Source organism: Streptomyces tailanensis (assembly GCF_008386495.1).
Lineage (GTDB): Bacteria > Actinomycetota > Actinomycetes > Streptomycetales > Streptomycetaceae > Streptomyces > Streptomyces tailanensis.
The window spans coordinates 1-23,923 of sequence record NZ_VTHJ01000083.1 but is presented as its reverse complement, the minus strand read 5'-3'; the positions used below and the strand labels follow the sequence as shown (position 1 = coordinate 23,923).

The window sequence follows — 23,923 nt, the reverse complement described above, 5'->3', positions numbered from 1 at the left end:
AAGCACACCCGGAGGCAGGGCGGAAGACCCGCGTCGGTCATGGCGGGCGCCCGATCCGACCGGACGCCCCGCCGTCACCCCTCACCTCACGGCGTCATGCCGCCGGAGCAGGCGGCGCCCGGCTCCGGTGTCTGCTCGCCCTGGACGTACTTGTCGATGAACTTCTGGACCCGCGGGTCGGAGGCCTTGTCCACCTTCAACTGGTGCTCCCAGGCGCTCAGCACGATCGGCGAGGACTGGTCCTCGTACGGGCTCATGAAGGTGTACGTCGTGTTGGTGACCTTCTCGGTCAGCGCCTCGACGTCCGCCTTGGCGGCCTTGTCGTTGTACGTGATCCAGACGGCGCCGTGCTCCAGCGCGTGCACGGCGTTCTCGTTCGGCACGGCCTTGGTGTACACCTGCTTGTCGCAGTTGACCCACACCTGGTTGTGGTCCCCGCCGACCGGCGGGCTCATCTTGTAGTCGACGGTCCCGGTGACGTGGTTCTGGGTGAGCTTCGACCAGCTCTGCACGCCGTCGACCGGCGCGGCCTTCGCCTCTTCCTTCTCGTTCGCCGCGTCGATCAGGTACCAGCCGCCGCCGACCAGGGCGACCAGGATCGCGGTGGTGGCGCCGAGCGTGATCAGCCGTATCCGCCGCTCACGGGCCTGCTCGGCCTTGCGTATCTCCTCGACGCGGGCACGCCGCGCCGCCTCCCTGGCCTTGGGACTGTTGGTGTTCTTGCCCTTCGGGGCGCTGTTCTTGGCATTCGACTTGGATGAAGCCATGGGAATGTCCTTCTCCCCGCCGTGCCCCGCACGGGCATGACGGTCCTGCGAGTGGTCGAGTCGTCTTCGGTGTGTCACATGAGGCCCGCGTACGGCGGCCTAGACCCGGAGCAACTGCAGTTCGTGGAGATCGGGAGGCCGGGCCCGACCCGGCTCCCCGGACCTGTCGGGCGCCAGGAGCGCCGGAGCCGTCGACGGCTGCCAGGGCGCGGCGGTGTGATCGGCGCCCGGCAGCGGCGCGTGGCCCAGTACCGCGCGCGGATCGGCGGAGTGGCAGCCGTGCCCGTTTGGACTGTGCTCGCAGGGATCGCGTTCCACGTGGCTGGCCCGCAGGGTCACCGCCCCTTCCGCCACCGGCGCCGCCGACACGGAATGCGGCCGCTGCGCCGGGGCCTCACCGGGAGGCGAGCCCGCGCAGAACAGCACGAAGGTGGCCAGGGCCAGAGCCACCGTGAGCACCAGACGCGCCGACCGGCCGCGGGCGCACGGCAGCGCCGTACGTCGGAACGGTCGGCCGGGCATGGAGGCACCTCACGAGTCGAGGCGAACGGGAGTGCGAGCGGAGGCTGAAATTATCAGAAGACACCCGGCCGTGGACCCGCCCCACCGATTTCCGGCCCCGGCCTCGGCTTCAATGGCGCGCCGAAGGGTCGTTGACCAGCACGGCCGCACCGTCGAAGTGGCCCGCCTTCAGGTCCCGCAGCGCATCCAGGGCCCGTGCCAGCGGGTAGGTGTGGGTCGTGGCCCGCACACTGTGCCGGGCGGTGAGGGCCAGGAACTCCCGGCCGTCCTCACGGGTGTTGGAGGTGACGCTGCGGAGTTCCTTCTCGTAGAACAGCTCGGTCTCATAGCGCAGCGGTGGTGTGTCGGTCAGATGGATGCCGGCGACCGACAGCACGCCGCCCCGGTCGAGTGCCCGCAGCGCCACGGGCACGAGGTCGCCGACCGGTGCGAACAGGATCGCGCTGTCCAGCGGCTCCGGTGGCGGCTCGTACGCCCCGCGCGCGGAGGCGCACCCGAGCTCCAGCGCGAGCCGTTGTGCCGCCGTGCCCCGCGTCATGACATGCACCCGCGCGCCCTGGGCCAGCGCGACCTGGGCGCACAGATGGGCGCTGCCGCCGAAGCCGTACAGCCCGAGCCGTCCGCCCGGCGGCAGCGAGGCCCGCCGCAGTGCCCGGTAGCCGATGATGCCCGCGCACAGCAGCGGCGCTAGCGTCACGTCGTCGACATCGGCGGGCAGCGGGTAGGAGAAGGCGGCCGGCACCGTCGTGTACTCGGCGTAACCGCCGTGGGCGTCCCAGCCCGTGTACTCGGAGCCCGGGCACAGGTTCTCGGCCCCGCGCAGGCAGTACGCGCACGTACCGTCCGTGCGCCGCAGCCAGGCGATCCCCACCCGGTCGCCCGGCGCGTGACCTCGTACGTCCGAGCCCGTCCCCACCACCTCGCCGACGACCTCGTGCCCCGGCGTCACGCCCGCCAGACGGACGGGCAGGTCGCCCTCGGCGACGTGCAGATCGGTGCGGCAGACCCCGCACGCCCGCACCCGCACCAGCAGTTCGTCCGCCCGGGTCACCGGGACCGGCCGCTCCACGAACCGCAGCGGCTCCTGTTCGATCGGCCCCGGCCGGGCCACCTCCCACGCGCGCATCATCCCGATCCCCGTCATGCCGATCCCCGTCCCCTCGCCGCTCTCGACGACCGTAAAGGCCCGGACACACCAGTTTCCTGCGGTCCGTCCCGTTCGGCGCGCGACGGGGCCCGCTCCTGGCTAGCGTGAGAGCCGGGGAAACCATCGTCGAACCGAGGAGAGTGGCAGTCATGGCCGCACACCCCGAGGGAACGCCCTGCTGGGCCGATGCGATGTTCAGCGACGTCGAGGGGGCGAAGAGTTTCTACGGCGATGTCCTGGGCTGGACGTTCGGCGAGGCGTCCTCCGAGTACGGCAACTACACACAGGCGTACTCGGACGGCAAGGCGGTGGCCGCCGTCGTCCCGCCGATACCCGGGCAGGAGGGCCAGTCCGCCTGGTGTCTGTACTTCGCCTCCCCTGACGTGAACGCCACCGCCGCCAAGATCCGCGACAACGGCGGCGACGTGCTGATGGAACCGATGCAGGTCGGCGACTTCGGCTCCATGCTGCTGGCCCGCGACCCCGGTGGTGTCGTCTTCGGCGTCTGGCAGGCCGGCATCCACGAGGGCTTCGAGGCCATGGGTGTACCCGGCGCGTACGTCTGGGCCGAGATCTTCACCCGCGAACCCGAGAAGTCCGACGCCTTCTTCCCGGCCGTCTTCCCTTACCGGGCCAAGCAGATGGACGACCCCGGCAACCCCGACATGGACTTCCGGGTCTTCGACCTCGGCGCGAACCCGGTCCTCGGTCGGATGAAGATGACGGAGGAGTTCCCGCCGGAGGTACCGCCGTACATCAACGTCTACTTCACCGTCGACGACTGCGACGCCGCCGTCGACCGCGCCACCAAGCACGGCGGCATCCTCCGCTTCGGCCCGATGGACACCCCCTTCGGCCGCTTCGCGGCGCTCAGCGACCCGCAGGGCGCCTCGTTCTCGGTCATCGACGTCACCAACACCCAGGGGGAGATGCCGAAGCTGACCGACGTGGACTGAGCCGGCGTTCCCTGCCGACGGGGAGTGGGACCCGTGGACGGTCCCACACCCCCGGTCGTGGCATGATCGAGCCCATGTCGGAACGTTTTGTGGCCGCCTGCGACGGAGCCTCCAAGGGAAACCCCGGACCAGCGGGCTGGGCCTGGGTGGTCGCCGAGGACGACGAGATCCCCTCCCGTTGGGAGGCCGGCCCGCTGGGCAAGGCCACCAACAACATCGCCGAACTCACCGCGCTGGAGCGGCTGTTGGCCGCCACCGACCCGGATGTCCCGATCGAGATCCGGATGGACTCCCAGTACGCGATGAAGGCCGTCACGACCTGGCTGCCCGGCTGGAAGCGCAACGGCTGGCGCACGGCGGCGGGCAAGCCGGTCGCCAACCAGGAACTCGTCGTCCGTATCGACGAGTTGCTCGCCGGGCGCTCGGTCGAGTTCCGCTACGTCCCCGCCCACCAGGTCGACGGCGACCGCCTCAACGACTTCGCCGACCGCGCGGCGAGCCAGGCGGCCACCGTCCAGCAGCCCGCCGGCAGCGACCAGGGCTCACCGGAACCCCCGCCCGCACCGGACACGGTCCCGGCCCGCCGCGGTGGAACGGCGAAGCGACCGGGAAAGGCCGGCCGCTCCGGTCCGTCCTCCTCCTCGTCCTCGTCCCGCACCATCAAGGCGAAGTTCCCCGGCCGCTGCGTCTGCGGCCGCCCCTACGCCGCGGGCGAGCCCATCGCCAAGAACGACCAGGGCTGGGGCCACCCGGAGTGCCGCACGGCGACCGCGGGAACGGCCTGACCGCCGGTCGGGCGGCGTCGAACGTGTAGTGCGCGGCGTGGTCCGGCATGACGGCAGCGACTGACGATTACTCTTCGTGCTCAAATGATCGCTTTGCGTAGCGAAATGGGAGTGAGCGTGAAGATCGCGTGCGTCGGCGGCGGACCCGCAAGCCTGTACTTCTCGATCCTGATGAAGCGGCAGAACCCGTCCCACGACATCACCGTTTTCGAGCGGAACCCGGCGGGATCGACGTACGGCTGGGGTGTCACCTACTGGGCCGAACTACTGGAGAAGCTCCGCGCGAGCGACCCCGAGACCGCCCTCGCCATCAGGGGGAACTCCGTCAGCTGGAACGCCGGGGTGGCCCACGTCCGTGACCGTACGACGCTCCAGCCCGGCGACGTGGGCTTCGGCATCGGCCGGCGCCGCCTGCTCGAACTGCTCGGCGAACGGGCCCGCGCCCTCGGCGTACACCTGGAGTACGAGCACGAGATCACCGCCGACGACCTGCCGGACGCCGACCTCGTCGTCGCGGGCGACGGAGTGGGCAGCACGGTGCGCGGGAGATACGCCGAACAGTTCGGCAGCGACATCGCGCTCGGCCGCAACGCCTACATCTGGCTCGGCACCACCAAGGTCTTCGACTCCTTCACCTTCTCCTTCCAGGAGACCGAACACGGCTGGATCTGGGCCTACGGATACAAGTTCAGCGACGAGCAGAGCACCTGTGTCATCGAGTGCTCCCCGCAGACCCTCGCCGGCCTGGGCCTGGACCGGCTGGGCGAGGCGGACGGGCTGGCCCTGCTGGAGAAGCTCTTCGTCGACATCCTCGACGGCCAGCCCCTGATCGGCCGGGACCAGGGCGACGGCACCGCACGGTGGCTGAACTTCCGCACCCTGACCAACCGCACCTGGCACCACGGCAACATCGTCCTGCTCGGCGACGCGGCCCACACCACCCACTACTCCATCGGCGCCGGCACCACGCTCGCCCTGGAGGACGCCATGTGCCTGGCCGAAGCCCTCGGCACCCACCCGGAGCCGCAGACCGCGCTCACCGCGTACGAGCGGCGGCGCAAGTCCGAACTCCTCCGTCTGCAGAGCGCGGCCCGCCACAGCGCCCAGTGGTACGAGAACCTCCCGCGCTACATCGACCTCCCCCCGGAGCAGATGTTCGCCCTCCTCGGCCAACGGCACTCCCCACTGCTGCCGTACGTGCCGCCACAGCTCTACTACCGCCTCGACCGCGCCGTCGGCCGACTGGAAGCGCTCCGCCGCTTCAAGCGCTGGCTGGGCCCAAAGCTGGCCCGCACGTCGCAGTCCAGGGCGCTGGCCGCGCGGAAGTAGAAACCGGGGCTCGGCTGGGCGCGCCCCGAAGGGGCGCGGGCAGTGTCGATATGCGGCTCCGCCGCGATGGGGGTCCCCCCGCTCGAGCGAAGCCGAGAGTGGGGGAGCGACCAGCCACGGACGGGCCCGCAGATTTTCGCACGGCCTTGCAGCGGAGCGCCGAGGTGCGGCCGCAGGGTCAGATCCCGCGGGTCGCCCATGGACACGATGGCCACCATCGTGTCCTCCCGGGCGCCCCGCCTGACCCGGGCGCCGTGCCAGGCCACGCTGTCCCTGCCGTCGCGGTAGTAGCAGAGCCCGCCGTGACGAACGGTGCGCCCAACTCCGCGGCGTAGTGCGCGGACAGTGCGGCCCACGCCCCCGGCGCCGAGCTCACGTCGGCGCAGCCCCGTGAGGGGGCCGAGGCGGAGAACGTCGGACTGGTCAGTGCTGCTGGGCCTTCTGTGGAGTCAGCTCGCTCGGCCGTACGACGACGAAGCCCTCGCCCTCCAGCTTCAGCTGCACGGCCTCACCGGAGCCGCCGCGGATCATCGAGCCGAAGGACTGTGAGCGGTGCAGCGAGGTGTGCAGGTTGGCCGTCCAGCCCACGACCGCGTCCGTGTCGACGAACACGGGCAGCTGTGGCGAGACCGGGATGACCAGCGGATTGCCGTCGCAGACGAGGCCGAGCTTCCCCTGTCCGGTGAAGACGCTGTTGAACAGGCCGCCGCCGGTCATGCCGGCGCCCTTCACCGTCTTGATCTCGTACGACAACGAGGCGTCGAAGCAGAGCACGTTGCGGCCGTTGACGGTGAACACGTCACCCGGCTCGATGTCGACGATGAAGCAGTTCTGCGCCTCGTGCGCGAACCAGGCCTCGCCCTGCCCGCGCACCGCCATCAGTGGCAGCCCCTCCCCGGTGACCGCGCGCTTGAGCATGCCGCCCACGCCCTGGCCCTTGCGCTCGAACTGCAGGTTGCCGCGGTAGGCGATCATCGCGCCCTGCCGGGCGAGCATCTCGCCGTTGACGGCGTACTTGATGGATTTGGCGTTCTGCACGCTCATTCCCGGCGCGTACGCCGGCTGGACCATGTTCTCGTTCGAGAAAAGATCGCTCTTCATAGGGGAATGCTGTCCCGGACTGTCCGATTCCGCCAAGCGACGTGCGCGGCAGGTGAGTTGAGGCGCCTGACAGCGTCCTGATCCGAATGGTAAAAAGCGGACATGACCAACAAGACCGTCGGCATCGACATCCCGGACCGCAGGGGCCGCACCGGCCTCGACCGCACAGGCCAGGACCTCACCGGCAACCCACGGGTCAAGGTGCGGGATGTGAAACTGCTGTCCTGCCACTGGTACGTGGAGCGCACCACGACCTTCGACTTCCAGCACGCCGACGGCACTTGGAGCACCCAGGAGCGAGAGACGCACGACCGAGGCAACGGCGCCACCGTGCTCCTCTATGACGCCGAACGCGAAACCGTGCTTCTCACCAGGCAGTTCCGCTACCCCGTGTACGTCAACGGCCACCCCGACGGGATGCTCATCGAGACACCGGGCGGCCTGCTCGACGAGGAGGACGAGCACCCCGAGGTCGCCGTGCGGCGCGAGGTGATCGAGGAGACCGGACACACCATCGGCGAGATCCAGCACGTCTTCGACATCTACATGAGCCCCGGCTCCGTCACCGAACGCGTCAGCTTCTACGCCGCCCCCTACGGCCCGTCGACCCGTACCCACGAGGGCGGCGGCCTCGACGAGGAGGGCGAGGACATCGAGATCGTCGAACTGCCCTTCCGCCGGGCCCTGGAGATGATCCGCGACGGGCAGATCGCCGACGCGAAGACCATCATGCTGCTCCAGTGGGCGGCACTGGAGGGCCCGTTCAGCGCAGGGGGCGGGTCCTGAGAGCGGAGATGATCACTGTCGCCCGGAGCTCTGGGAGCTCCCGGAGGCCAGGCTCTGCCGATATTGCTCGATGACCTGCCGGAGCGATTCGCTCACGAGGAGCAGGAATCCGGCGGAGGACTCGAAGCGGGCGCCCGCCGCGGTGGCGGCTCCGAGGATCTCGGCTCCGCGCCGCGACGCGGCCACCAGGGCGTCGTTCATCTGCACCGCCGCAAGGGTGGACCGGAGCCAGATGTCGTCGTCGATGACATAGCGTTCGCGGCGCCCGCCGGGAGTCCGTTCCCGCCGGACTATCCCCTGCTGTTCGAGGAAGGTGACGGCGTGTGAGATCGACGCCGGGCTGACGCGAAGCCGCTGGACCAGGTCGGCGGCGGTGAGAGCACCGGAGTCGGTGATGTACAGGCAGGCCAGGACCCTGGCCGCCATCCGGGGCATCCCCTGCTGTTCGAGGAGAGTGGTGTAGGACTCCGCGAAGTCCTGGACCGCTTGGGGATCGCGACCGTCGCCGCTGTCGGGGGCCGGCGGTGACGGAGGCTGAGCCAGCTTGGGGCGGCGTGCACGATGCCGTGTGGCTTCTTGCGCCCGGTCCGCCCGGTAGTTGTCCGGTCCGCCGTTGCGGGTGACCTCACGCATGACGGTTGAGGCGGGCCGCCCCAGACGCCGGCCGATCTCTGTGTATCCGAGCCCCTCGGCCAGCCCCGCGGCGATGCGCTGACGGTCCTCATTGGTGAGCCTGCCTCCGGGCATCGGTGCTCGTCTCCCCTCGGTCCTCTGTCGGCATGCGCGGAGCTCGGTGTCCGCCGTACACGCCGTTGCGCAGTATGCATTCACGCGAAGCTCATTGCAATCCTGGTTCTGATTGCCTATTGCGTTCATCTCCATTGTCATTGCAATATTGGGCCTCATTTGCCAGGCACGCAAGCCCAGATGGCTTCGATCTCACGTTGACGCATTATTGAACGCAATGTAGCGTCGCGGGCGTTCAGTAGTTCTCGAACATTGATGGGTGGGGAGATTCACGATGGGAAAGAGCAACAGAGGCTTCTCCGAAGCGGGGCTGCGCAGAATCCGCGACGTGCTGGCGCGGCATGTCGAGTCCGGAAAGATTCCCGGGCTCGTCGCCCTGGTCAGCCGGGGCGAGGAGACACACGTCGAAGCGATCGGGGCGATGCGTCACGACGGGGGCGCGCCGATGCGCCGGGACACCATCTTCCGGATGGCCTCGACGACCAAGCCGGTCGCGGTCGCGGCGGCGATGGTCCTGCTGGATGAGTGCCGGCTGCGGCTGGATGACCCGATAGATCAGTGGCTGCCCGAGCTCGCCGACCGCCAGGTGTTGAAGCGGGCCGACGGCCCGCTGGACGACACCGTGCCGGCGCGACGTCCGATCATCGTACGGGACGTGCTCACCTCCACGTTGGGACTCGGGCTGGATACGACGGCGATGGGCTCGCCGATGATGAGGGCGTTCTTCGAGCAGGGGGTCTACGGCCAGGAATGGATGTTGCCGGCACCGGAGCCGGATGAGTGGATGCGCCGCCTGGGCGCGCTCCCGCTGATGTACCAGCCCGGAGAGCGGTGGCTGTACAACCTTGGCGACGACGTGCTCGGCGTGCTCGTCGCCAGGGTCACCGGCCAGTCGTTCGAGACGTTCCTGCGTGAACGCATCTTCGATCCGCTGGGCATGGAGGACACCGGTTTCCACGTGCCCGCCGACAAGATCGACCGGCTGCCGCCTCTGTACGCCCCCGATCCGCAGACCGGAGAGTTCATCGTGGCGGACGAGGCCGAAGGGGGACACCACAGCAAGCCTCCGGTGTTCGAGTCAGGCGGCGGCGGACTGGACTCGACCGTCGACGACTATCACGCCTACTTCCGGATGCTGCTCAACCACGGGATGCACGGGACCCAACGGATCCTGTCCCGGCCCGCCGTTGAGCTGATGACCACCAACCGCCTCACCCCCGAGCAGTTGGCCGCCCGAGAAGCCTGGGCCCGCAACGTCGTCCATCTGGCACACGGCCAGGGACAGCACGGCGGCTGGGGCTTCGGGATGGCGGTGCGCACCTACCGTGGTGACTACGCGCCCATCGGCCAGTTCGGCTGGGACGGCGGAGCCGGCACCTCGACATACGCCGACCCGGACAACCAGCTCGTCGGCATCCTGCTCACCCAGACCGGGATGTCCACCCCGGATTCGGCGCGGGCCATCCACGACTTCTGGACCACGCTCTACCAGGCGATCGACGACTGACACCGAGCCGAGGCCCCGGTGATCCTGCAGATCGGGTGGGCCGAGGAGCCTGCCGCAGCCGAAGGCTGAACGGCGAGCTCAAGTATGGAGTGCCGTGGCGGCCGCGGCGGCGACCGCCTTCGCCACGGCCGTGAGCGAGGGGGAGTCGAGCTTCCACTGCTGCCAGAACAGCGGGACGTCCACGCTTCGCTCCGGCCGCGCCAACGCCATCAGCCGACCGTCGTCGAGCAGCGGCTGGGCCTGGGCCTCGGGGAGCATGCCCCAGCCCAGCCCGGCCGCCACGGCGTCGACGAAGCCCTCCGAGGTCGGCACGTAATGCCGGACGGCGCTCGCCCGGTGCCCCCGCTTCAGCCGGCGTACGAACGCGTCCTGGAAGTCGTCGCGCCGGTCGAAGGCCACGACCGGCACCTCGGCGATCACGTCCTTCAGCGCCACCTCGGATCCGATGCCGCCGAGCCATCGCGCGGCGAACGCCGGGCTCGCGACGGGAACGTAGCGCATCCGGCCCAGCGCGCGCACCGAGCAGCCGGCCACCGCGTCCGGCGACGAGGTGACCGCCGCCATCACCAGCCCCTCGCGCAGCAGCCGCGCCGTGTGGTCCTCGTCCTCGCGGCGCAACTCGTAGCAGGGGCGCAGTTCCTCGGGCACCCGGGCGAGGGCGGGCAGGAACCAGGTGGCCAGGGAGTCGGCGTTCACCGCGATCGACACCCGGGTCGTCTCGTGGGAGCCGGTCATGCCGAGCGAGGCGTGGGCGTCGTGTTCGAGCCGGGCCAGCTGACGCGCGAACCGGACGATCACCTCACCGGAGTCGGTCGGCCGCACCGGCTTCGTACGGACCAGGAGCACGCGGCCCACGCGCTGCTCCAGTGCCTTGACCCGCTGGCTGACCGCGGAGGGCGTCACATGCAGGGTGCCGGCTGCCGCGTCGAACGTGCCCTCGTCCACCACGGTGAGCAGGGTCCGCACCAGGTCGAGCGGAAGCTGAGTCATCACGATCGCTAATGATACGTAAGAAGCTTTAGCTGTACTCCTGGCGCGGGCTTTCCTACCGTCGTCGGGTGTTCAACGAAATGACCGCCCTCGCCGCCGGATTCGGTACCGGCCTCTCCCTGATCGTCGCCATCGGCGCCCAGAACGCCTTCGTCCTCCGTCAGGGCATCCACCGGGACGCGGTGCTCCCCGTCGTGGCCGTCTGCGCTCTCTCCGACGCGGCCCTGATCGCGCTCGGCGTGGGAGGGGTCGGTGCCGTGGTCGTCGCCTGGCCCGGAGCGCTCACTGCGGTCGCCCTCGTCGGCGGCGTCTTCCTCGTGGTCTATGGCGTCCTCGCGGCGCGACGCGCCCTGCGGCCCGGCGGCGAGGCGCTGCGGGCGGAGACCGGCACGCCGGGCTCACGGCGCCGAGCGGTCCTCACCTGCCTGGCGCTGACCTGGCTCAATCCGCACGTCTACCTCGACACCGTGTTCCTCCTCGGCTCCATCGCCGCCGACCAGGGCGCCCTGCGCTGGACCTTCGGCCTCGGCGCGGCCGCCGCGAGCCTGTGCTGGTTCACCGGCCTCGGCTTCGGCGCCCGCCTGCTCGGCCGGTTCCTGTCCCGCCCGCAGGCGTGGCGCGTCCTGGACGGCTTGGTCGCGGCGACGATGCTCGGGCTCGGCGGCATGCTGATCGCCGGTGCCTGACGGCCGCCGGGACGCCCGAGGGGTGAAGCCACCCCTCCCGCCAGGCCGACGACCGCCTCCGCGATAGTGGTGCCCCGTACCGGACGATGCAGCGAGCACCCAGGACATCCGTGGACCCCACCAAGAGCAGCACCGGCGACGACACACCGGCCCCCGAGGCGACACCCCGGCGCGGCCTGCGCCGCTGGGCCATGGACACCCGCCCCCTGCGCCGCCCTGCCTACCGGCGGCTGTGGTCCTCGACCATCGTCACGGCGGTCGGCAGCCAGCTGACCGCCGTCGCCGTGCCCAAGCAGGTCTACGACGTCACCGGCTCCTCGGCATGGGTCGGCTACGCGAGCCTCGCCGGACTGGTGCCCATGGTGGTCTTCGCGCTGTGGGGCGGCGCGGTCGCCGACAGCGTGGACCGGCGCACCCTGCTGCTGATCACCAACACCGGTATCGCCGTCACCTCGGTGCTGTTCTGGGTCCAGGCCGTCACCGGCCTCGAATCCGTCTGGGTACTGATGGTGCTGCTCGCCCTCCAACAGGCGTTCTTCGGCCTGAACTCACCCGCCCGCAACGCCTCCGTGGCCCGCCTCGTCCCCGCCGACGAACTCGCCGCCGCGGCCGCCCTGGGCTCGACCGTGATGCAACTCGGCCTGGTGGCAGGCCCGTTGCTCGCCGGCGCCCTCATCCCCGTCATCGGTCTGGCCGAGCTGTACCTGATCGACGCGCTGGCCCTCTGCATCACCCTCTGGGCGGTTCACAAGCTGCCCGCCCTGCCGCCCCTGGACACCTCGACGACCCGGCGGGCCGGCTGGCGGGAGGTCGCCGCCGGCTTCCGCTACGTCTCCCTGCACAAGGTGCTCCTGCTGTCCTTCCTCGCCGACATCATCGCGATGGTCCTCGGCATGCCCCGAGCCCTCTTCCCTCAACTCGCCGACACGACATACGCCTCCTACGGCGAAGGCCTCGCGCTCGGGCTGCTGTTCGCCGCGATCCCCATCGGCGCCGTGCTCGGCGGGCTGTTCTCGGGCACGTTCTCCCGCTCCCACCGACACGGCCTCATGGTCATCGCGGCCGTCATGGCCTGGGGCGCGGCCATCACCGGCTTCGGGCTGAGCACCAGCCTGTGGCTTGCCGTCGTCTTCCTCGCCGCCGCCGGGGTCGCGGACATGGTCTCGATGGTCTTCCGGGGAGCCATCCTGCTGTCCGCCGCCACCGACGAGATGCGCGGTCGTATGCAGGGCGTCTTCACCGTGGTCGTGGCCGGCGGCCCACGCCTCGCCGACGTCTTGCACGGAACCGCCGGTTCCGCGTTCGGTGCGCGTACGGCCGTCGTGGGCGGCGGCCTGCTGGTCGTCGCCGCCATGCTGCTCCTCGCGACGGCGACACCGGCGCTGCGCCGCTACCGGATTTGACGGGAAGGGGGCGCCCACCCTCTCGTACGCTGCGTGGTGGCCGTACACCCCACAGGCAGGAGTAGCCACGATGCAGTATGTGAAGCTCGGCTCGACAGGTCTGGACGTGTCCCGGATCTGTGTGGGATGCATGAGTTTCGGGCTCCCTGACCGAGGCACGCACGAGTGGACCCTCGACGAGGAGGCGTCGCGCCCGTTGATCCGTCAGGCGCTGGACGCCGGGATCAACTTCTTCGACACGGCGAACATCTACTCCGACGGCACCAGCGAGGAGATCGTCGGCAGCGCCCTCGCGGAGTACGCGCGGCGCGACGAGATCGTCGTCGCCACCAAGGTCAACGGCGCCATGCACGAGGGGCCCAACGGCTGGGGCCTGTCCCGCAAGGCCATCATGACGGAGATCGACAACAGCCTGCGCCGCCTCGGCACCGACTACGTGGACCTCTACCAGATCCACCGCTTCGACCCGAACACCCCGGTCGAGGAGACGATGGAGGCCCTGCACGACGTGGTCAAGGCGGGCAAGGTCCGCTACATCGGGGCGAGTTCGATGTATGCCTGGCAGTTCGCCAAGATGCAGTACACCGCCCGGCGACACGGCTGGACGCGATTTGTCTCGATGCAGAACCACTACAACCTCCTCTACCGCGAGGAGGAGCGCGAGATGCTCCCGCTCTGCGAGGACCAGAGCGTCGCCACCCTCCCTTGGAGCCCGCTCGCCCGCGGCCGCCTCACCCGTGACTGGGACACCGTCACCGAACGCAGCGCGCACGACAACTTCGGCAAGACCCTCTACCAGGAGGGCGACCGGGAGATCGTCGACGCCGTCACCCGTATCGCCACCGAACGCGGCGTCCCCCGGGCCCGGGTCGCCCTCGCCTGGCTGCTCAGCCGGCCCACCGTCGCCGCGCCCATCGTCGGCGCCACCAAGCCGCACCACCTCGACGACGCCGTGGCCTCCCTCGACATCACCCTCACGGAGAAGGAGACCGAAGAACTGGAGCGGCCGTACACCCCGCGCGCGATCAGCGGCCACTGAAGCCGACCGCGCGGTTCTCGCACCCATGCGCCGGGGCGCGCCCGTCACTGCCGGGCGTACTCCAGGCGCACGGTCGTGGCGAGGCGGGCGAGTGCCTCCTCGGCGCCCTCGCGGTCGGTCTTGTCCAGGAGAGCGAGGGCGTCCGCCGCCGCCAGGCGCACGCGCTGCGGCACCTCGTCGAGGGCGGCCATCCGGTACGCGATGGTCCGGCGGGCCTCGCGCTCCTCGGGGGAGACACCGCTCGGCCCGGTGCGGGGGAACACGGCGGCCTCGTACGCCGTCACGTGGATCAGCACACCGTGGGCGATCCCCTCGGCGTACCCTCGCTGCCCCGCCTGCCGCTGCGCGAGGGCGAAGTGCGCCATCGCCCGCCGCCGCACGACGAGCGAACCCAGCATGCCGACCAGCCCCGCGCACACCGCCGCGCCCAGGGCGACGAGACCACCGCCGAGCAGCGCGCCGATGAGAGCACCGCCGGCCATCAGCAGGCAGGTGAGCCCGGTGGTGAGCATCAGCAGGGCGCGCGCGGGAGTGAAGGAGGCCATGGCGTGCAGTGTCTCAGTTCGCGCCGTCCGCTTGAGCGGAGGGCTGGCTTCCGGGAGCGAACCCGGTCAGCCGTCGTCGTGGCCAACTCCCCAGAGTCTTACGAAGATCGGCGTCCGCATAGGGTGGGGGCTGACGGCCCGCGAGACCGGTGAGGCAGTCACGTACCCGCATGTGCCCGAGGGGGAGACCGCCGACCGATGAACCAGATCCTGTTTGCCGGGGCCATAGGCCTGTTCCTGACCCTCATCGGCACTCCGCTTCTGATCAAGCTGTTGGCCCGCAAGGGCTACGGGCAGTTCATCCGCGACGACGGCCCTCGCGGCCACCACGGCAAGCGCGGTACGCCCACCATGGGCGGCATCGCCTTCATCCTGGCCACCCTCGTCGCGTACGCCGCGACCAAGGTCGTCACGGGGGAGAGCCCGACGTTCCCCGGGGTGCTGGTGCTGTTCCTGATGGCGGGCATGGGTGCCGTCGGATTCCTCGACGACTACATCAAGATCGTCAAGCGGCGTTCGCTGGGGCTGCGGGCCGGGGCGAAGATGGCCGGCCAGCTGATCGTCGGCATCGTGTTCGCCCTGCTGGCCATCCGGTTCGCGGACGACCGCGGCCAGACACCGGCCTCGATGAAGCTGTCCTTCGTCACCGACTTCGGCTGGACCATCGGGCCCGTCCTGTTCGTCGTCTGGGCCCTGTTCATGATCCTCGCCATGTCGAACGGCGTGAACCTGACCGACGGTCTGGACGGCCTGGCGACCGGCGCGTCGGTCATGGTCTTCGGCGGCTACACCTTCATCGGCCTGTGGCAGTTCCAGAACTCCTGCGCCAACGCCATGGAACTCACCGACCCCGCCTCCTGCATCGAGGTACGCGACCCGCTGGACCTCGCCGTCGTCGCCGCCGCGCTGATGGGTGCCTGCTTCGGATTCCTCTGGTGGAACACCTCCCCCGCCAAGATCTTCATGGGCGACACCGGCTCCCTCGCCCTCGGCGGCGCCCTCGCGGGCCTGGCCATCTGCTCCCGCACCGAGCTGCTGCTCGCGGTGCTCGGCGGGCTCTTCGTCCTGATCACCCTGTCCGTGGTCATCCAGGTCGGCTCGTTCAAGCTGACCGGCAAGCGCGTCTTCCGCATGGCCCCGCTCCAGCACCACTTCGAGCTCAAGGGCTGGTCCGAAGTCCTCGTCGTGGTCCGCTTCTGGACCGTCCAGGGCATCTGCGTGATCCTCGGCCTCGGCCTGTTCTACGCGGGCTGGGCGGCGGGCTGAGCCACCGGACCCGGGCGTCTCCCTGGCCCCGGCGAGCCTCCGCCGCATCCGCTGAACTCGCCGGTGGTGCGCACCTCCACCGCCACACCGACTCACAGCCCTCCACTCGCCCCCAACCCCCGCCGTACCGCCCGCAGATGTTCCGTCAGTGGGCCGAGGACCACGTCGTCGCGGCGGTCGTCCACTGTCTCGGGGTTGCGGATCGGGTACGGGAAGAGCGTGGCGGGGTTGATGCGGGTGCCGTAGAACTGCGGCTGGCCCAGTTCGACGGCGCAGTGGTCGGCGATGTAGGCGTGGTGTACGGCGGGGCAGCGGCCGTCCGCCGCGGCCTCGGCGATCAGATCGCGGCAGGTGAGCTGGAAGCCGAGCTCGGGGGAGTGCAGGAGGATCATGAGGGCGGCGGTGGAGGCGTGCTCGCCGACCAGTTCGGCGGTGGGCCAGCCATGGCGGGCGACGATCGCCCGGAGGGCGTCCGCGTTGCCGGCCCGGCACTCGGCGATACGGCCGCGGGCCTGAGCGGTGGGGGCCGACCCCGCCTCCTGGGCCAGCCGTCGCTCGTCCTCGGCCCGGCGGACCAACTCGGCGGCGAGGACCTGCTTGTGAGGGGCCGCTTGGGATGTGTGTTCCATGGCCGGGGCGTCCTTCACGTCGGCTCCCGGACGGCGAGCGAGAACCACACCTTCTTGCCCATGTCCCCGGGATCCGGCGGATCCGTGCCCCAGTCGTCGGCCAGCGCGGCGACGATGGACAGCCCGCGTCCCGACTCGGCGGCCCCGTCCGCCGTCCGAGGCAGCGGGCGCGTGGGCGAGGGGTCGGCGAGACTCACCCGCAGTTCGCGATCGAAGCATTCGAGGCTGACGGCGATGGTGTCGGTGGGAACCGCGCCCGTGTGCCGGACCGCGTTGGCGAACAACTCGTCCGTGGCGAGGACGACATCGTCGAGGATCGTGGTGAGCCCCCAGAGGGTGAGGTGCGCGGCCACCATGCGCCGCACCCCGGCGGCGTACGAGGGGTGCGCGGGTACCGCCGTCTGGAAGAGGCGGGACCGCCTGAGCGAGATCAAGGCAGCACCACCGCGTCCGCGGCTCGGTCACTGACTGCCGTCATCGAGTTCCTCCCAGGTGTGCGGTCCGCCGGTGCTGTTGTCGAAGACAACAGCACCGGACACGCGAAACACCAGGTAGTGGAGTGGTTGTGCGGTTGCGGGCGGGTAGTGGCGCGAGGGCGTCCGTGGCCCCGCGCGATCTCCCGCCCGGGGCGGGCCGGCGCCGACCGGGAAACGTCGGACGGACATCGTCAGGCGGCCATCCCCAGCACCACCCGCGACCGCCGCTCGAAGTCCTGCACGAGGGGTTCGTGGCGACGGGACACCAGTCTCCCGCGGAAGTCGCGCAGGGCCTGGATGGACCGTTCGCTGTGCACCCCGCTGAGCGCCTCCAGCGCGTCGCTGGCCGTGGCGATGGCCTCGTCCAGACGGTTTTGCTGCAGATGGGCCGTCGCCAGTACGGATCGGCTGATGGCCTGGCGCCGGCGCCGGTCGGCGTGGGCGCGCACCGACTCGCCCGCGGTGTGCTCGGCCTGCGCGGCGAGGCCCAGGTCGCGGAAGCAGACGGCGGACTCGGCCTGGAGGTAGTGGTGGTCCAGGAAGCGCACCCAGGGCGACTCCTGGGCGGCGTCGCGGCTGGCGTCGAGCTGCTTCTCCGCCGCGCGCAGGGCTTCGGCGGTCTCCCGCGGCCGGCCCAGCGCCGCATGGCCGCGCGCGGTCATGGCGTGCAGCCGCATCAGGCCGAGCGGGCTGCCCGCGTCCTTGGCGGTCGCGACCCCGGCCCGGGCCAGGGCCACGCCCTCGTCGGGACGGCCCAGGCTGGTCGCCAGATGGGACAGCCCGGCCAGGATCTGCCCGCCCAGCACCCGGTCGCGGCCCTCCGCGCAGAGCCTGAGCGCCTGCGTCATGTACCGCTGGGCCAGGCCGTACTCCCCGGCGTCGTACGAACTCCAGCCCGCCATGGCGGCCAGCCGGGCCGCGGCGGCGAACAGTTCCCGCCGCTGGTTCACGGGCGTGCCACGCTGTTGCAGCAGGGGGATGACCTGGGTGGTCAGGTACTGCACGATGCTCGTGCGCACCCCACCGCCGCCGTAGTGGTTGTCCATCTCGTCGAACATGCGGATCATCGCGTGGACCTGCTCCACCGGCCCGGCACCCGAAACGGACGTCAGACGATCCGTGTCGCGCTCTTCCACCAGCCAGAGCAACCAAGCCCGCTGAGGGTTCGTCAGCGCACCCGGCACGAACGGCACCGAGCCGAGCAGACTACGCCGGGAGATGTCGGTGGAACCCAGCTCGGCCAAGGTATGCAGTGTCTCTGCCACGTTCTCCCCGTACTGCAACGCCCGCCCCGTCACCGGTCGTCCGCGATCGAGGGGGAAGCCCAGATCCGCCGGCGTCAGCGCGCGGCCCAGCCGCTCACCGAGCACGGCCGCGATCAACTCCGGTGTGCTGCCGCGCGGTTGCTGGCCCTGGAGCCAGCGGGTGACCGACGCCTTGTCGTAGTTGGTCTCCAAGCCCTGGCAGCGGCCCAGCTCATTGACCCTGAGGGCGAGGGACGCGTACGAGCAGCCGGCCTCCTTCAGGGCGGCCGCCAGGGGCTTGTTGGGCCCGCCGGTTCCCTTGACCGGGTTCCTCGGTAATCCGTTCGTCACGGCGGCCATCCAGGTGTCGCATCGTGTCGGCGCGCGTCTTGACCCGTGCCCGCCATGGCGCCAACTCCTGGGCGGGCCGGAGGAGTTCGAGGGACGCTGACCGCAATGTGCGGCAGGTCACTCGATCACTATGGTGGCCGAACAACTCGGCCCGCAACCTGCGTTCTGATAATTTCAGAATGAAGTGCATGGAACTGTCCGTGTCAATGGATCGCGTGGCACACTGCACGCTGTGAATCCCGCCCCGGGAGGTTGCGCGTGAGTGAGACCCGCGTCGGAGGGAGCGCCCCCGCGGCGCCCACTGTCCTGCGCATGGTTCTCGGCAAACGGCTTCGGCAGCTGCGGGAGCAGGCCGGAGTGTCCTTCGACGACGCCGCCCGTGCCATCGAGGTCACCGCTCTGACGGTCCGTCGTATGGAGAAGGCCGAGGTCGGCCTCCGTATCCCCTACGTCAAGGAGTTGCTGCGCACCTACGGAGTCTCCGGCACCGAGATCGAGGACTTTCTCTCCCTCGCCCGGGAGGCCAATCAGCCGGGCTGGTGGCACAAGTTCCGCGACGTGCTGCCCGAGTGGTTCAGCGCGTACGTGAGCCTGGAGAGCGAAGCCGCCGTCATCCGCCTCTACGAACCCCAGTACGTCCCCGGCCTGTTGCAGACCCACGACTACGCCGCCGCCCTCATCCGCGTCGGCTTCCCCAACGCGAGCCCCGAGGAAGTCGAGCGCCACGTCACGCTGCGCCTCAGACGTCAGGACCCGCTGGTCAAACCCGAGGCGCCCGCCGTCTGGGCCATCCTCGACGAGACCGTGCTGCGCCGGGCGGTCGGCGGCCCCGCCGTGATGCGCGCCCAGATCGACCGGCTCGCCGAGGCCACGGAACGGCCCAAGGTCAGGATCCAGATCATGCGCTTCGCGGCCGGACCGCACCCCGGCGCGTACGGCCCCTTCCACTACTTCCGCTTCGGCTTCTCCGAACTCCCCGACATCGTCTACACCGAGGGCCTCGCGGGCGCCCAGTACGTCGACCAGCCCGCCGACGTCGTCACCTACCTGGAGGTGCTCGACCGGATGTCCGTGCAGGCGGAACCGGTGGCCCGAACCAGGGAAATCCTGGCGGAACTACGCAAGGAGTTGTGAACCATGGCACCCAACGGCCCCATCCGTAGCGGCATTCCCGCTCCCGATCTCGGCCCCGAGGGCTGGCACAAGCCCTGGAGCGGCACCAACGGCGGTTCCTGCGTCGAGGCCAAGCGCCTGCCCGACGGCAGCGTCGCCTTCCGCCAGTCCACCGATCCGGACGGCCCCGCCCTCGTCTACTCACGGGAGGAGATGGTGGCGTTCCTGGAGGGCGCGAAGGCCGGCCAGGCGGACTTCCTCATCGCTTGACGCGTCTGACGGGCGTCAGGTGTGTGTTGGTGGCGTCTGATGGACGTCGGACAGGTCAGGCGAGCGTCTGATGGGCGTTTGGCGGGATGCTTTTGCGGACGCCCGGCGGGTCCCGGCGAATCACTACGCCTTCACAACCAGACAGCCCCCGCACGGGCTCCCGTTACCCCCAACCCCCGCACACACTGAGTGAGTTGGAATCAGCCGCGCACCACGCGAAGGGAGCGGCATGCGTACGCCGCGTCGTGTCCCCGGCCGGGCCGCTCCCGAGGGGCGGGGATGACCCCGCCACCGACACTCACTCCATACCGGACGCTGATCATCGAGGGGCGCGAAGGGCTCGGCCGGGCCCACCTCATCGCCGAACTGACCCACCTGGGCTTCCAGGTCCGGCACATGCCGCCCGACCTCCATCACCTCGACCCGGCCCTGCCCTACCGCGAACTCCTCGCCGGGCCGGGCAGGTTGGCCGTCGACAGCGGACTGATCGCGGAACTCGTCTACGGCCCGCTGCGCCGCGGCCGCTCCCGGGTGACCTGGAACGAGGCCCTGGACTTCGCCGACGCGGTGGCCGAACGCGACGGCGCCATGCTCCACCTGACCTCCAGGGCCGACCGCGCCGCGTACGAGCAGAGCCCGGAGCCGGCGTGTGGGCAGGGTACGGAGGCCATGGAGGCCGCCCTCGCCTATGCCCGGGCGTTCCACACCCTCGCCCAGCATGTGCCGGTCGTGACAGTCGGCGTCGGCGAGCAGGGCCGCCCCATTCGTGCCCTGGCTTCTCGTCCGTCGCAACTTTGGCGAAAAACAAGGCAGTTGACGGTAGGTTAGCGAAGACGACGCGTTGTGAGGCAGGAGATTTCCCATGGCAGACGGCCACCCCACTCCCGACCAGGAAGCCCTGTCGAAGATCGACACCACGGTGCCGCACTCGGCCCGTATCTGGAACTACTGGATGGGCGGCAAGGACAACTACGAGGTCGACCGGGTCGCCGGCGACGCCTACCGGGAGATCGCCCCCAACATCGAGACGATGGCCCGCGCCTCCCGCGTCTACCTCATCCGCACGGTCACCTTCGTGGCCCGTGAGCTCGGGATCCGCCAGTTCCTGGACATCGGCACCGGCCTGCCGACGTACGACAACACCCACCAGGTCGCCCAGAAGGTCGCCCCCGAGTCCCGCATCGTCTACGTCGACAACGACCCCCTGGTCCTGCGCCACGCCCAGGCCCTGCTCACCAGCACCCCCGAAGGCACCACCGACTACGTCGACGCCGACCTGCACGACCCCAGGGCCATCCTCGAAGCGGCAGGCAAGATCCTCGACTTCGACAAGCCGGTGGCCCTCATGCTGATGGGCATCCTCGGCCACATCCAGGACTACGAGGAGGCGAAGGACATCGTCCGCCGCCTCCAGGCGGCACTGCCCTCGGGCAGCTACTTCGTGCACTACGACAGCACCGACACCGACGCCGAACTCAAGCGCGCCCAGGAGGGCTACGACGACACCGGCGCCGTCCCCTACGTACTGCGCAGCCCCCGCCAGATCGCCGCGTACTACGAGGGGCTGGAACTCCTGGAGCCCGGCATCGTCTCCTGCCCCCTGTGGCGCCCCGAGCCGGGGACGACTCCGGAGCCGACGGACGTGTACGGGGGAGTGGCCTACAAGCCGTAGCGCACGTTGGACGCCGCGTCACCAGGGCAGGAACACATGGATGTCCTTGCCCTGGTCGTGCGGCACCACGCTCACCTCGTCGCACAGGGTCTCGATCAGGTACCAGCCGATGCCGCCGCCCCCCTTGCCGGCGTGGAAGGGGCGCGGCGTCGGCGACGTGGTGCTGGTGTCCCGCAGCATCGCGTGCACACCGTCATGGGTGCGCCGCATGGTCAGTCCGAAGGGACCGGGGGCGTACTGCACCGCGTTCGCGGCCAGCTCCGTCACCACCAGCAGGATGTCGTCCCAGTGCTCCACGTCCGCCGGCGGCGAGGTGTGTGCGAGCGCGCTCAGGAACTCCTCCGCGACCGCGCGGGCGCTCGTCACGTCGCCGAGTTCTCCCTCGAAGTCGGCGTGCCGGCTCCGGACCTCCTCGGCAGGCGGCCTGTCGTCCCTGCGCGGCTCTCTCGCCATCTCGTCTTTCCCGCTCAGCTCCTACGAGGCGGACGCGATGTCGCGTACCCCTCCGACGCTCGTGTTTCCCAGGAAAGGAGCGGCTACGCGTTCGAGAGGCCAGGGAACTGTGCGGCGAGGGAACTGTGCGGCCGCAGACGGGGCCCGCGGCACGCGCACGAAGGGGTGGTGCCCGCCACGGACACCTCACGCCTGCGTATGCCGTACGCAGGCGACGACCACCTCGCGCAGGCTTCCCGTCCGCTCCATCACCTCCCGCTGGATCCGCGCCCCGTTGCCGCGCCGCATGAGCGCGGCGACGGCCTCGTGGGCCCGGTCGAGGTCACCGTTGTCGTCGAGCGCGTCCCCGACATGGTCGAGCAGGGCGCGGACCACGTCGACGGCGGGCCTGGGCCGCATCGTCGGAGGGTCCAGGAGGTTCTCCGAGAGGCCGGACCGGGCGGCCCGCCACGTCGCCAGCCGGAGCAGTCCCGCGGTGTGCCCGAACGGCTCCCGGCTCGCCCGCCACTCCCGCGCCGCCGTGTCGACGAGCCCCCGGGAGATGGCCGCGACCAGGACCGCGGTGTCGGGATGCAGACACACGTCCGCGACCCGGATCTCGACGGTCGGATACCGCTGGGACAGCCGCGCGTCGAAGTACACCATGCCCTTGTCGCGCACGACCTCCGTGGCCATGAGGTCCGCGACGCACTGGTGGTACCGCTCGGCCGAGCCGAAGATCTCCGCGGGGCCCGCCATCGGCCACAGGTCCCACACCTGGCTGCGGTAACTGGCGTACTGGGTGTCCCGGCCCTGCCAGAACGGCGAATTCGCACTCAGTGCCGTCAGGACGGACAGCCACGGCCGTATACGGTCCAGAACGGCGACACCCTCGTCCTCGGACTCCACGGAGACATGGACATGGCAACCGCAGACGAGCCGCACCTGTGTGGCCAGGCCGAACTCCCTCGCCATCCAGAGATACCTGCTGTTCATGGTGATCGTCGGTTTCACGGGCAGCGGCGACGTGGCCAGGGCCACCACCGCCCCGCCGAGCCCCTCGGCATGCCGCGCCGCGTCCTTGCGGCAGCGGATGATCTCGGCCCCCAGGTCCGCCATCTTCGACTGCGGATGCGTGGCGAACTCGACCTGCTCGTCGTGGAGCTCCTTCGCGAACACGTCCTGTCCCGCGCCCTCCTGCGCAGCGCGCGCGAGCACCGCCGCGGCCCGCGCCTGGGGCTCGCCGGTCCCGGGATCGACCAGGAGGAGTTCCTCTTCCACTCCGACCGTACGCACGTCATGTGGCCCTTCTGCGCTAGGTGGTGAAAGCCGTGTGCCCTCGGACGACGCCGGGACACCTCGCCGTATGCCGAGGTCGCCGTGTACGCGGCCACGGTCCGGGTACCCGTGCGGCGCCCCGGGAGCCGTGCCGGGCAGACACGGCCCCTGCCCCCACCATGGAGGAGAAGAACGTGACCAGCACCACGGAGACCGGCCACGTGACCGGCACCCCGGACAAGGACTACGACCTGATCTGGTACGTCGAGGCCTGCCTGGAGAACGCGCTGCGTCTCGAGACCTACATCCAGGACGCGGAGCGGGCGAAGGACCCCGAGGTGGCGGACCTGTTCCGCAAGGCTCAGGCAGACAGCCGCAAGGGCGCCGAGCTGGGCAAACAACTCCTGAGTCGACGCCTGAGCCGCTGACACCACGCCCCGGGACGGGTCGGGTCCGGGTCCGGGTGAGGCCAATGCCTCGCCCGGACCTTTCACGGGGATGCCACCCCGGCGGCGTACCGGCCGGTGAGGGGGACGGGGACACCGGAGGTCCGGGACCCGACTCGCGCACATGCGGACACTCCCTTCTCCAGGCGGCCAGGAAGAGAGCGGTCCCGGCGCTTGGAAGGGACCACAGGAACGCAACGCGTACCCCGCTTCCTCTGCCCAGCGTCATTGTGGGCACGGCCGGCACCGTCACGCGAACCGGCGGATTCGTCGCCGGCCGGGAGCTCAGCGGGCTGAAGACCCGGCCGCACTCCGTCCATGCGAACCCCCGAGGCTCGCCCGGCCCGAATTCGGCGCCGGCTCCTTCCGGATGCGGTGAACCGTGTCACTGTACGGAACGTACTCCTCACTGATCCCGGCGTGATCGCGGTCCCGG

26 protein-coding genes and 1 pseudogene are annotated in these 23,923 nt (G+C 70.2%); 14 read left to right on the top strand and 13 right to left on the bottom strand.

The window, feature by feature from the left end; all coding sequences use genetic code 11:
* Nucleotides 1-86: 86 nt before the first annotated feature.
* The 3 genes from F3T56_RS40890 to F3T56_RS40880 form a co-directional block, all read right to left on the bottom strand.
* The gene (locus F3T56_RS40890) at nucleotides 87-767 is read right to left on the bottom strand and encodes a thioredoxin-like domain-containing protein (RefSeq protein ID WP_149830533.1); all 681 of its coding nucleotides are present in this window, start codon (nucleotides 765-767) and stop codon (nucleotides 87-89) included.
* 99 nt (nucleotides 768-866) lie between these two features.
* Nucleotides 867-1,289: a DUF6153 family protein gene (locus tag F3T56_RS40885; RefSeq protein WP_149830532.1), complete on the bottom strand. Its 423-nt coding sequence runs from the start codon at nucleotides 1,287-1,289 to the stop codon at nucleotides 867-869.
* Between the two features lie 109 nt (nucleotides 1,290-1,398).
* The gene (locus F3T56_RS40880; RefSeq protein ID WP_216373072.1) at nucleotides 1,399-2,415 is read right to left on the bottom strand and encodes a zinc-binding alcohol dehydrogenase family protein; all 1,017 of its coding nucleotides are present in this window, start codon (nucleotides 2,413-2,415) and stop codon (nucleotides 1,399-1,401) included.
* 170 nt (nucleotides 2,416-2,585) lie between these two features.
* On the opposite strand from F3T56_RS40880, the gene F3T56_RS40875 reads away from it, so the two are divergent.
* From F3T56_RS40875 to F3T56_RS40865, 3 genes are all read left to right on the top strand, one after another.
* Complete coding sequence (locus F3T56_RS40875) at nucleotides 2,586-3,392, top strand: VOC family protein (RefSeq protein WP_149830530.1); 807 nt, start codon at nucleotides 2,586-2,588, stop codon at nucleotides 3,390-3,392.
* A gap of 62 nt (nucleotides 3,393-3,454) precedes the next feature.
* Nucleotides 3,455-4,177: a ribonuclease H family protein gene (locus F3T56_RS40870; RefSeq protein WP_149830529.1), complete on the top strand. Its 723-nt coding sequence runs from the start codon at nucleotides 3,455-3,457 to the stop codon at nucleotides 4,175-4,177.
* 117 nt (nucleotides 4,178-4,294) lie between these two features.
* Nucleotides 4,295-5,506: an FAD-dependent monooxygenase gene (locus tag F3T56_RS40865; protein ID WP_172639384.1), complete on the top strand. Its 1,212-nt coding sequence runs from the start codon at nucleotides 4,295-4,297 to the stop codon at nucleotides 5,504-5,506.
* A gap of 158 nt (nucleotides 5,507-5,664) precedes the next feature.
* Here F3T56_RS40865 and F3T56_RS48865 read toward each other — a convergent pair.
* A pseudogene (locus F3T56_RS48865) lies at nucleotides 5,665-5,855 on the bottom strand (alpha-ketoglutarate-dependent dioxygenase AlkB); the annotation flags it as partial.
* 74 nt (nucleotides 5,856-5,929) lie between these two features.
* Entirely contained in the window at nucleotides 5,930-6,607 is a 678-nt protein-coding gene (locus tag F3T56_RS40855; RefSeq protein ID WP_149830527.1) for an AIM24 family protein, read from the bottom strand.
* A 102-nt stretch (nucleotides 6,608-6,709) separates the two neighbouring features.
* On the opposite strand from F3T56_RS40855, the gene F3T56_RS40850 reads away from it, so the two are divergent.
* Nucleotides 6,710-7,393 carry an NUDIX domain-containing protein gene (locus tag F3T56_RS40850; protein WP_149830526.1) on the top strand — a complete coding sequence of 228 codons (684 nt, stop codon included), beginning with the start codon at nucleotides 6,710-6,712 and terminating at the stop codon, nucleotides 7,391-7,393.
* A gap of 12 nt (nucleotides 7,394-7,405) precedes the next feature.
* Here F3T56_RS40850 and F3T56_RS40845 read toward each other — a convergent pair whose 3' ends face one another.
* Entirely contained in the window at nucleotides 7,406-8,140 is a 735-nt protein-coding gene (locus tag F3T56_RS40845; RefSeq protein ID WP_149830525.1) for a GbsR/MarR family transcriptional regulator, read from the bottom strand.
* A 274-nt stretch (nucleotides 8,141-8,414) separates the two neighbouring features.
* Between F3T56_RS40845 and F3T56_RS40840 the strand changes: the two genes are divergently transcribed.
* Nucleotides 8,415-9,647 (top strand): serine hydrolase domain-containing protein, encoded by a 1,233-nt coding sequence (locus F3T56_RS40840; protein WP_149830524.1) that lies wholly within the window; start codon nucleotides 8,415-8,417, stop codon nucleotides 9,645-9,647.
* Nucleotides 9,648-9,725: 78 nt separating this feature from the next.
* Here the strand turns inward: F3T56_RS40840 and F3T56_RS40835 are convergent, their stop codons facing one another.
* A complete protein-coding gene (locus tag F3T56_RS40835; RefSeq protein ID WP_149830523.1) occupies nucleotides 9,726-10,640 on the bottom strand; it encodes a LysR family transcriptional regulator ArgP in 915 nt (304 codons plus the stop codon).
* Between the two features lie 77 nt (nucleotides 10,641-10,717).
* On the opposite strand from F3T56_RS40835, the gene F3T56_RS40830 reads away from it, so the two are divergent.
* From F3T56_RS40830 to F3T56_RS40820, 3 genes are all read left to right on the top strand, one after another.
* On the top strand, nucleotides 10,718-11,323 hold the full coding sequence (locus F3T56_RS40830) for a LysE/ArgO family amino acid transporter (protein WP_425473733.1): 606 nt from the start codon (nucleotides 10,718-10,720) through the stop codon (nucleotides 11,321-11,323).
* 86 nt (nucleotides 11,324-11,409) lie between these two features.
* Nucleotides 11,410-12,726, top strand: coding sequence for an MFS transporter (locus F3T56_RS40825; protein WP_149830521.1), 1,317 nt, complete (start codon nucleotides 11,410-11,412; stop codon nucleotides 12,724-12,726).
* A gap of 70 nt (nucleotides 12,727-12,796) precedes the next feature.
* Nucleotides 12,797-13,765, top strand: coding sequence for an aldo/keto reductase (locus F3T56_RS40820; protein ID WP_149830520.1), 969 nt, complete (start codon nucleotides 12,797-12,799; stop codon nucleotides 13,763-13,765).
* Between the two features lie 44 nt (nucleotides 13,766-13,809).
* Here F3T56_RS40820 and F3T56_RS40815 read toward each other — a convergent pair whose 3' ends face one another.
* Nucleotides 13,810-14,310, bottom strand: coding sequence for a hypothetical protein (locus F3T56_RS40815; protein WP_149830519.1), 501 nt, complete (start codon nucleotides 14,308-14,310; stop codon nucleotides 13,810-13,812).
* A gap of 198 nt (nucleotides 14,311-14,508) precedes the next feature.
* On the opposite strand from F3T56_RS40815, the gene mraY reads away from it, so the two are divergent.
* The gene (mraY, locus tag F3T56_RS40810; protein WP_149830518.1) at nucleotides 14,509-15,576 is read left to right on the top strand and encodes a phospho-N-acetylmuramoyl-pentapeptide-transferase; all 1,068 of its coding nucleotides are present in this window, start codon (nucleotides 14,509-14,511) and stop codon (nucleotides 15,574-15,576) included.
* Nucleotides 15,577-15,668: 92 nt separating this feature from the next.
* Here mraY and F3T56_RS40805 read toward each other — a convergent pair whose 3' ends face one another.
* From F3T56_RS40805 to F3T56_RS40795, 3 genes are all read right to left on the bottom strand, one after another.
* Nucleotides 15,669-16,205 (bottom strand): DUF6624 domain-containing protein, encoded by a 537-nt coding sequence (locus tag F3T56_RS40805; RefSeq protein WP_149830517.1) that lies wholly within the window; start codon nucleotides 16,203-16,205, stop codon nucleotides 15,669-15,671.
* A 14-nt stretch (nucleotides 16,206-16,219) separates the two neighbouring features.
* Complete coding sequence (locus tag F3T56_RS40800) at nucleotides 16,220-16,639, bottom strand: ATP-binding protein (RefSeq protein ID WP_149830516.1); 420 nt, start codon at nucleotides 16,637-16,639, stop codon at nucleotides 16,220-16,222.
* Between the two features lie 233 nt (nucleotides 16,640-16,872).
* On the bottom strand, nucleotides 16,873-18,285 hold the full coding sequence (locus tag F3T56_RS40795) for an NsdA family TPR-like regulatory protein (protein WP_149830515.1): 1,413 nt from the start codon (nucleotides 18,283-18,285) through the stop codon (nucleotides 16,873-16,875).
* Nucleotides 18,286-18,588: 303 nt separating this feature from the next.
* Here F3T56_RS40795 and F3T56_RS40790 point away from each other — a divergent pair, with 303 nt between their 5' ends.
* From F3T56_RS40790 to F3T56_RS40775, 4 genes are all read left to right on the top strand, one after another.
* Nucleotides 18,589-19,410, top strand: coding sequence for a helix-turn-helix domain-containing protein (locus F3T56_RS40790; RefSeq protein WP_149830542.1), 822 nt, complete (start codon nucleotides 18,589-18,591; stop codon nucleotides 19,408-19,410).
* A gap of 3 nt (nucleotides 19,411-19,413) precedes the next feature.
* Nucleotides 19,414-19,659, top strand: coding sequence for a DUF397 domain-containing protein (locus F3T56_RS40785; protein ID WP_149830514.1), 246 nt, complete (start codon nucleotides 19,414-19,416; stop codon nucleotides 19,657-19,659).
* A 279-nt stretch (nucleotides 19,660-19,938) separates the two neighbouring features.
* A complete protein-coding gene (locus F3T56_RS40780) occupies nucleotides 19,939-20,487 on the top strand; it encodes a hypothetical protein (RefSeq protein ID WP_149830513.1) in 549 nt (182 codons plus the stop codon).
* A 34-nt stretch (nucleotides 20,488-20,521) separates the two neighbouring features.
* Complete coding sequence (locus F3T56_RS40775) at nucleotides 20,522-21,331, top strand: SAM-dependent methyltransferase (protein ID WP_149830512.1); 810 nt, start codon at nucleotides 20,522-20,524, stop codon at nucleotides 21,329-21,331.
* A gap of 18 nt (nucleotides 21,332-21,349) precedes the next feature.
* Here F3T56_RS40775 and F3T56_RS40770 read toward each other — a convergent pair whose 3' ends face one another.
* Together F3T56_RS40770 and F3T56_RS40765 are read right to left on the bottom strand one after the other, a co-directional pair.
* On the bottom strand, nucleotides 21,350-21,784 hold the full coding sequence (locus F3T56_RS40770; RefSeq protein ID WP_149830511.1) for an ATP-binding protein: 435 nt from the start codon (nucleotides 21,782-21,784) through the stop codon (nucleotides 21,350-21,352).
* 186 nt (nucleotides 21,785-21,970) lie between these two features.
* Complete coding sequence (locus F3T56_RS40765) at nucleotides 21,971-23,059, bottom strand: glutamate--cysteine ligase 2 (RefSeq protein ID WP_149830510.1); 1,089 nt, start codon at nucleotides 23,057-23,059, stop codon at nucleotides 21,971-21,973.
* 176 nt (nucleotides 23,060-23,235) lie between these two features.
* Between F3T56_RS40765 and F3T56_RS40760 the strand changes: the two genes are divergently transcribed.
* A complete protein-coding gene (locus tag F3T56_RS40760; RefSeq protein ID WP_149830509.1) occupies nucleotides 23,236-23,469 on the top strand; it encodes a hypothetical protein in 234 nt (77 codons plus the stop codon).
* Nucleotides 23,470-23,923: the final 454 nt, after the last annotated feature.

What these genes read in the sequence shown, in the direction of transcription:
- F3T56_RS40890 (WP_149830533.1), bottom strand. Translation starts at nt 767, where the DNA reads ATGGCTTCATCCAAGTCGAATGCCAAGAACAGCGCCCCGAAGGGCAAG.
- F3T56_RS40885 (WP_149830532.1), bottom strand. Translation starts at nt 1,289, where the DNA reads ATGCCCGGCCGACCGTTCCGACGTACGGCGCTGCCGTGCGCCCGCGGC.
- F3T56_RS40880 (WP_216373072.1), bottom strand. Translation starts at nt 2,415, where the DNA reads ATGCGCGCGTGGGAGGTGGCCCGGCCGGGGCCGATCGAACAGGAGCCG.
- F3T56_RS40875 (WP_149830530.1), top strand. Translation starts at nt 2,586, where the DNA reads ATGGCCGCACACCCCGAGGGAACGCCCTGCTGGGCCGATGCGATGTTC.
- F3T56_RS40870 (WP_149830529.1), top strand. Translation starts at nt 3,455, where the DNA reads ATGATCGAGCCCATGTCGGAACGTTTTGTGGCCGCCTGCGACGGAGCC.
- F3T56_RS40855 (WP_149830527.1), bottom strand. Translation starts at nt 6,607, where the DNA reads ATGAAGAGCGATCTTTTCTCGAACGAGAACATGGTCCAGCCGGCGTAC.
- F3T56_RS40850 (WP_149830526.1), top strand. Translation starts at nt 6,710, where the DNA reads ATGACCAACAAGACCGTCGGCATCGACATCCCGGACCGCAGGGGCCGC.
- F3T56_RS40845 (WP_149830525.1), bottom strand. Translation starts at nt 8,140, where the DNA reads ATGCCCGGAGGCAGGCTCACCAATGAGGACCGTCAGCGCATCGCCGCG.
- F3T56_RS40840 (WP_149830524.1), top strand. Translation starts at nt 8,415, where the DNA reads ATGGGAAAGAGCAACAGAGGCTTCTCCGAAGCGGGGCTGCGCAGAATC.
- F3T56_RS40830 (WP_425473733.1), top strand. Translation starts at nt 10,718, where the DNA reads ATGACCGCCCTCGCCGCCGGATTCGGTACCGGCCTCTCCCTGATCGTC.
- F3T56_RS40825 (WP_149830521.1), top strand. Translation starts at nt 11,410, where the DNA reads ATGCAGCGAGCACCCAGGACATCCGTGGACCCCACCAAGAGCAGCACC.
- F3T56_RS40820 (WP_149830520.1), top strand. Translation starts at nt 12,797, where the DNA reads ATGCAGTATGTGAAGCTCGGCTCGACAGGTCTGGACGTGTCCCGGATC.
- F3T56_RS40815 (WP_149830519.1), bottom strand. Translation starts at nt 14,310, where the DNA reads ATGGCCTCCTTCACTCCCGCGCGCGCCCTGCTGATGCTCACCACCGGG.
- mraY (WP_149830518.1), top strand. Translation starts at nt 14,509, where the DNA reads ATGAACCAGATCCTGTTTGCCGGGGCCATAGGCCTGTTCCTGACCCTC.
- F3T56_RS40805 (WP_149830517.1), bottom strand. Translation starts at nt 16,205, where the DNA reads ATGGAACACACATCCCAAGCGGCCCCTCACAAGCAGGTCCTCGCCGCC.
- F3T56_RS40795 (WP_149830515.1), bottom strand. Translation starts at nt 18,285, where the DNA reads ATGGCCGCCGTGACGAACGGATTACCGAGGAACCCGGTCAAGGGAACC.
- F3T56_RS40790 (WP_149830542.1), top strand. Translation starts at nt 18,589, where the DNA reads ATGGTTCTCGGCAAACGGCTTCGGCAGCTGCGGGAGCAGGCCGGAGTG.
- F3T56_RS40785 (WP_149830514.1), top strand. Translation starts at nt 19,414, where the DNA reads ATGGCACCCAACGGCCCCATCCGTAGCGGCATTCCCGCTCCCGATCTC.
- F3T56_RS40780 (WP_149830513.1), top strand. Translation starts at nt 19,939, where the DNA reads ATGACCCCGCCACCGACACTCACTCCATACCGGACGCTGATCATCGAG.
- F3T56_RS40775 (WP_149830512.1), top strand. Translation starts at nt 20,522, where the DNA reads ATGGCAGACGGCCACCCCACTCCCGACCAGGAAGCCCTGTCGAAGATC.
- F3T56_RS40770 (WP_149830511.1), bottom strand. Translation starts at nt 21,784, where the DNA reads ATGGCGAGAGAGCCGCGCAGGGACGACAGGCCGCCTGCCGAGGAGGTC.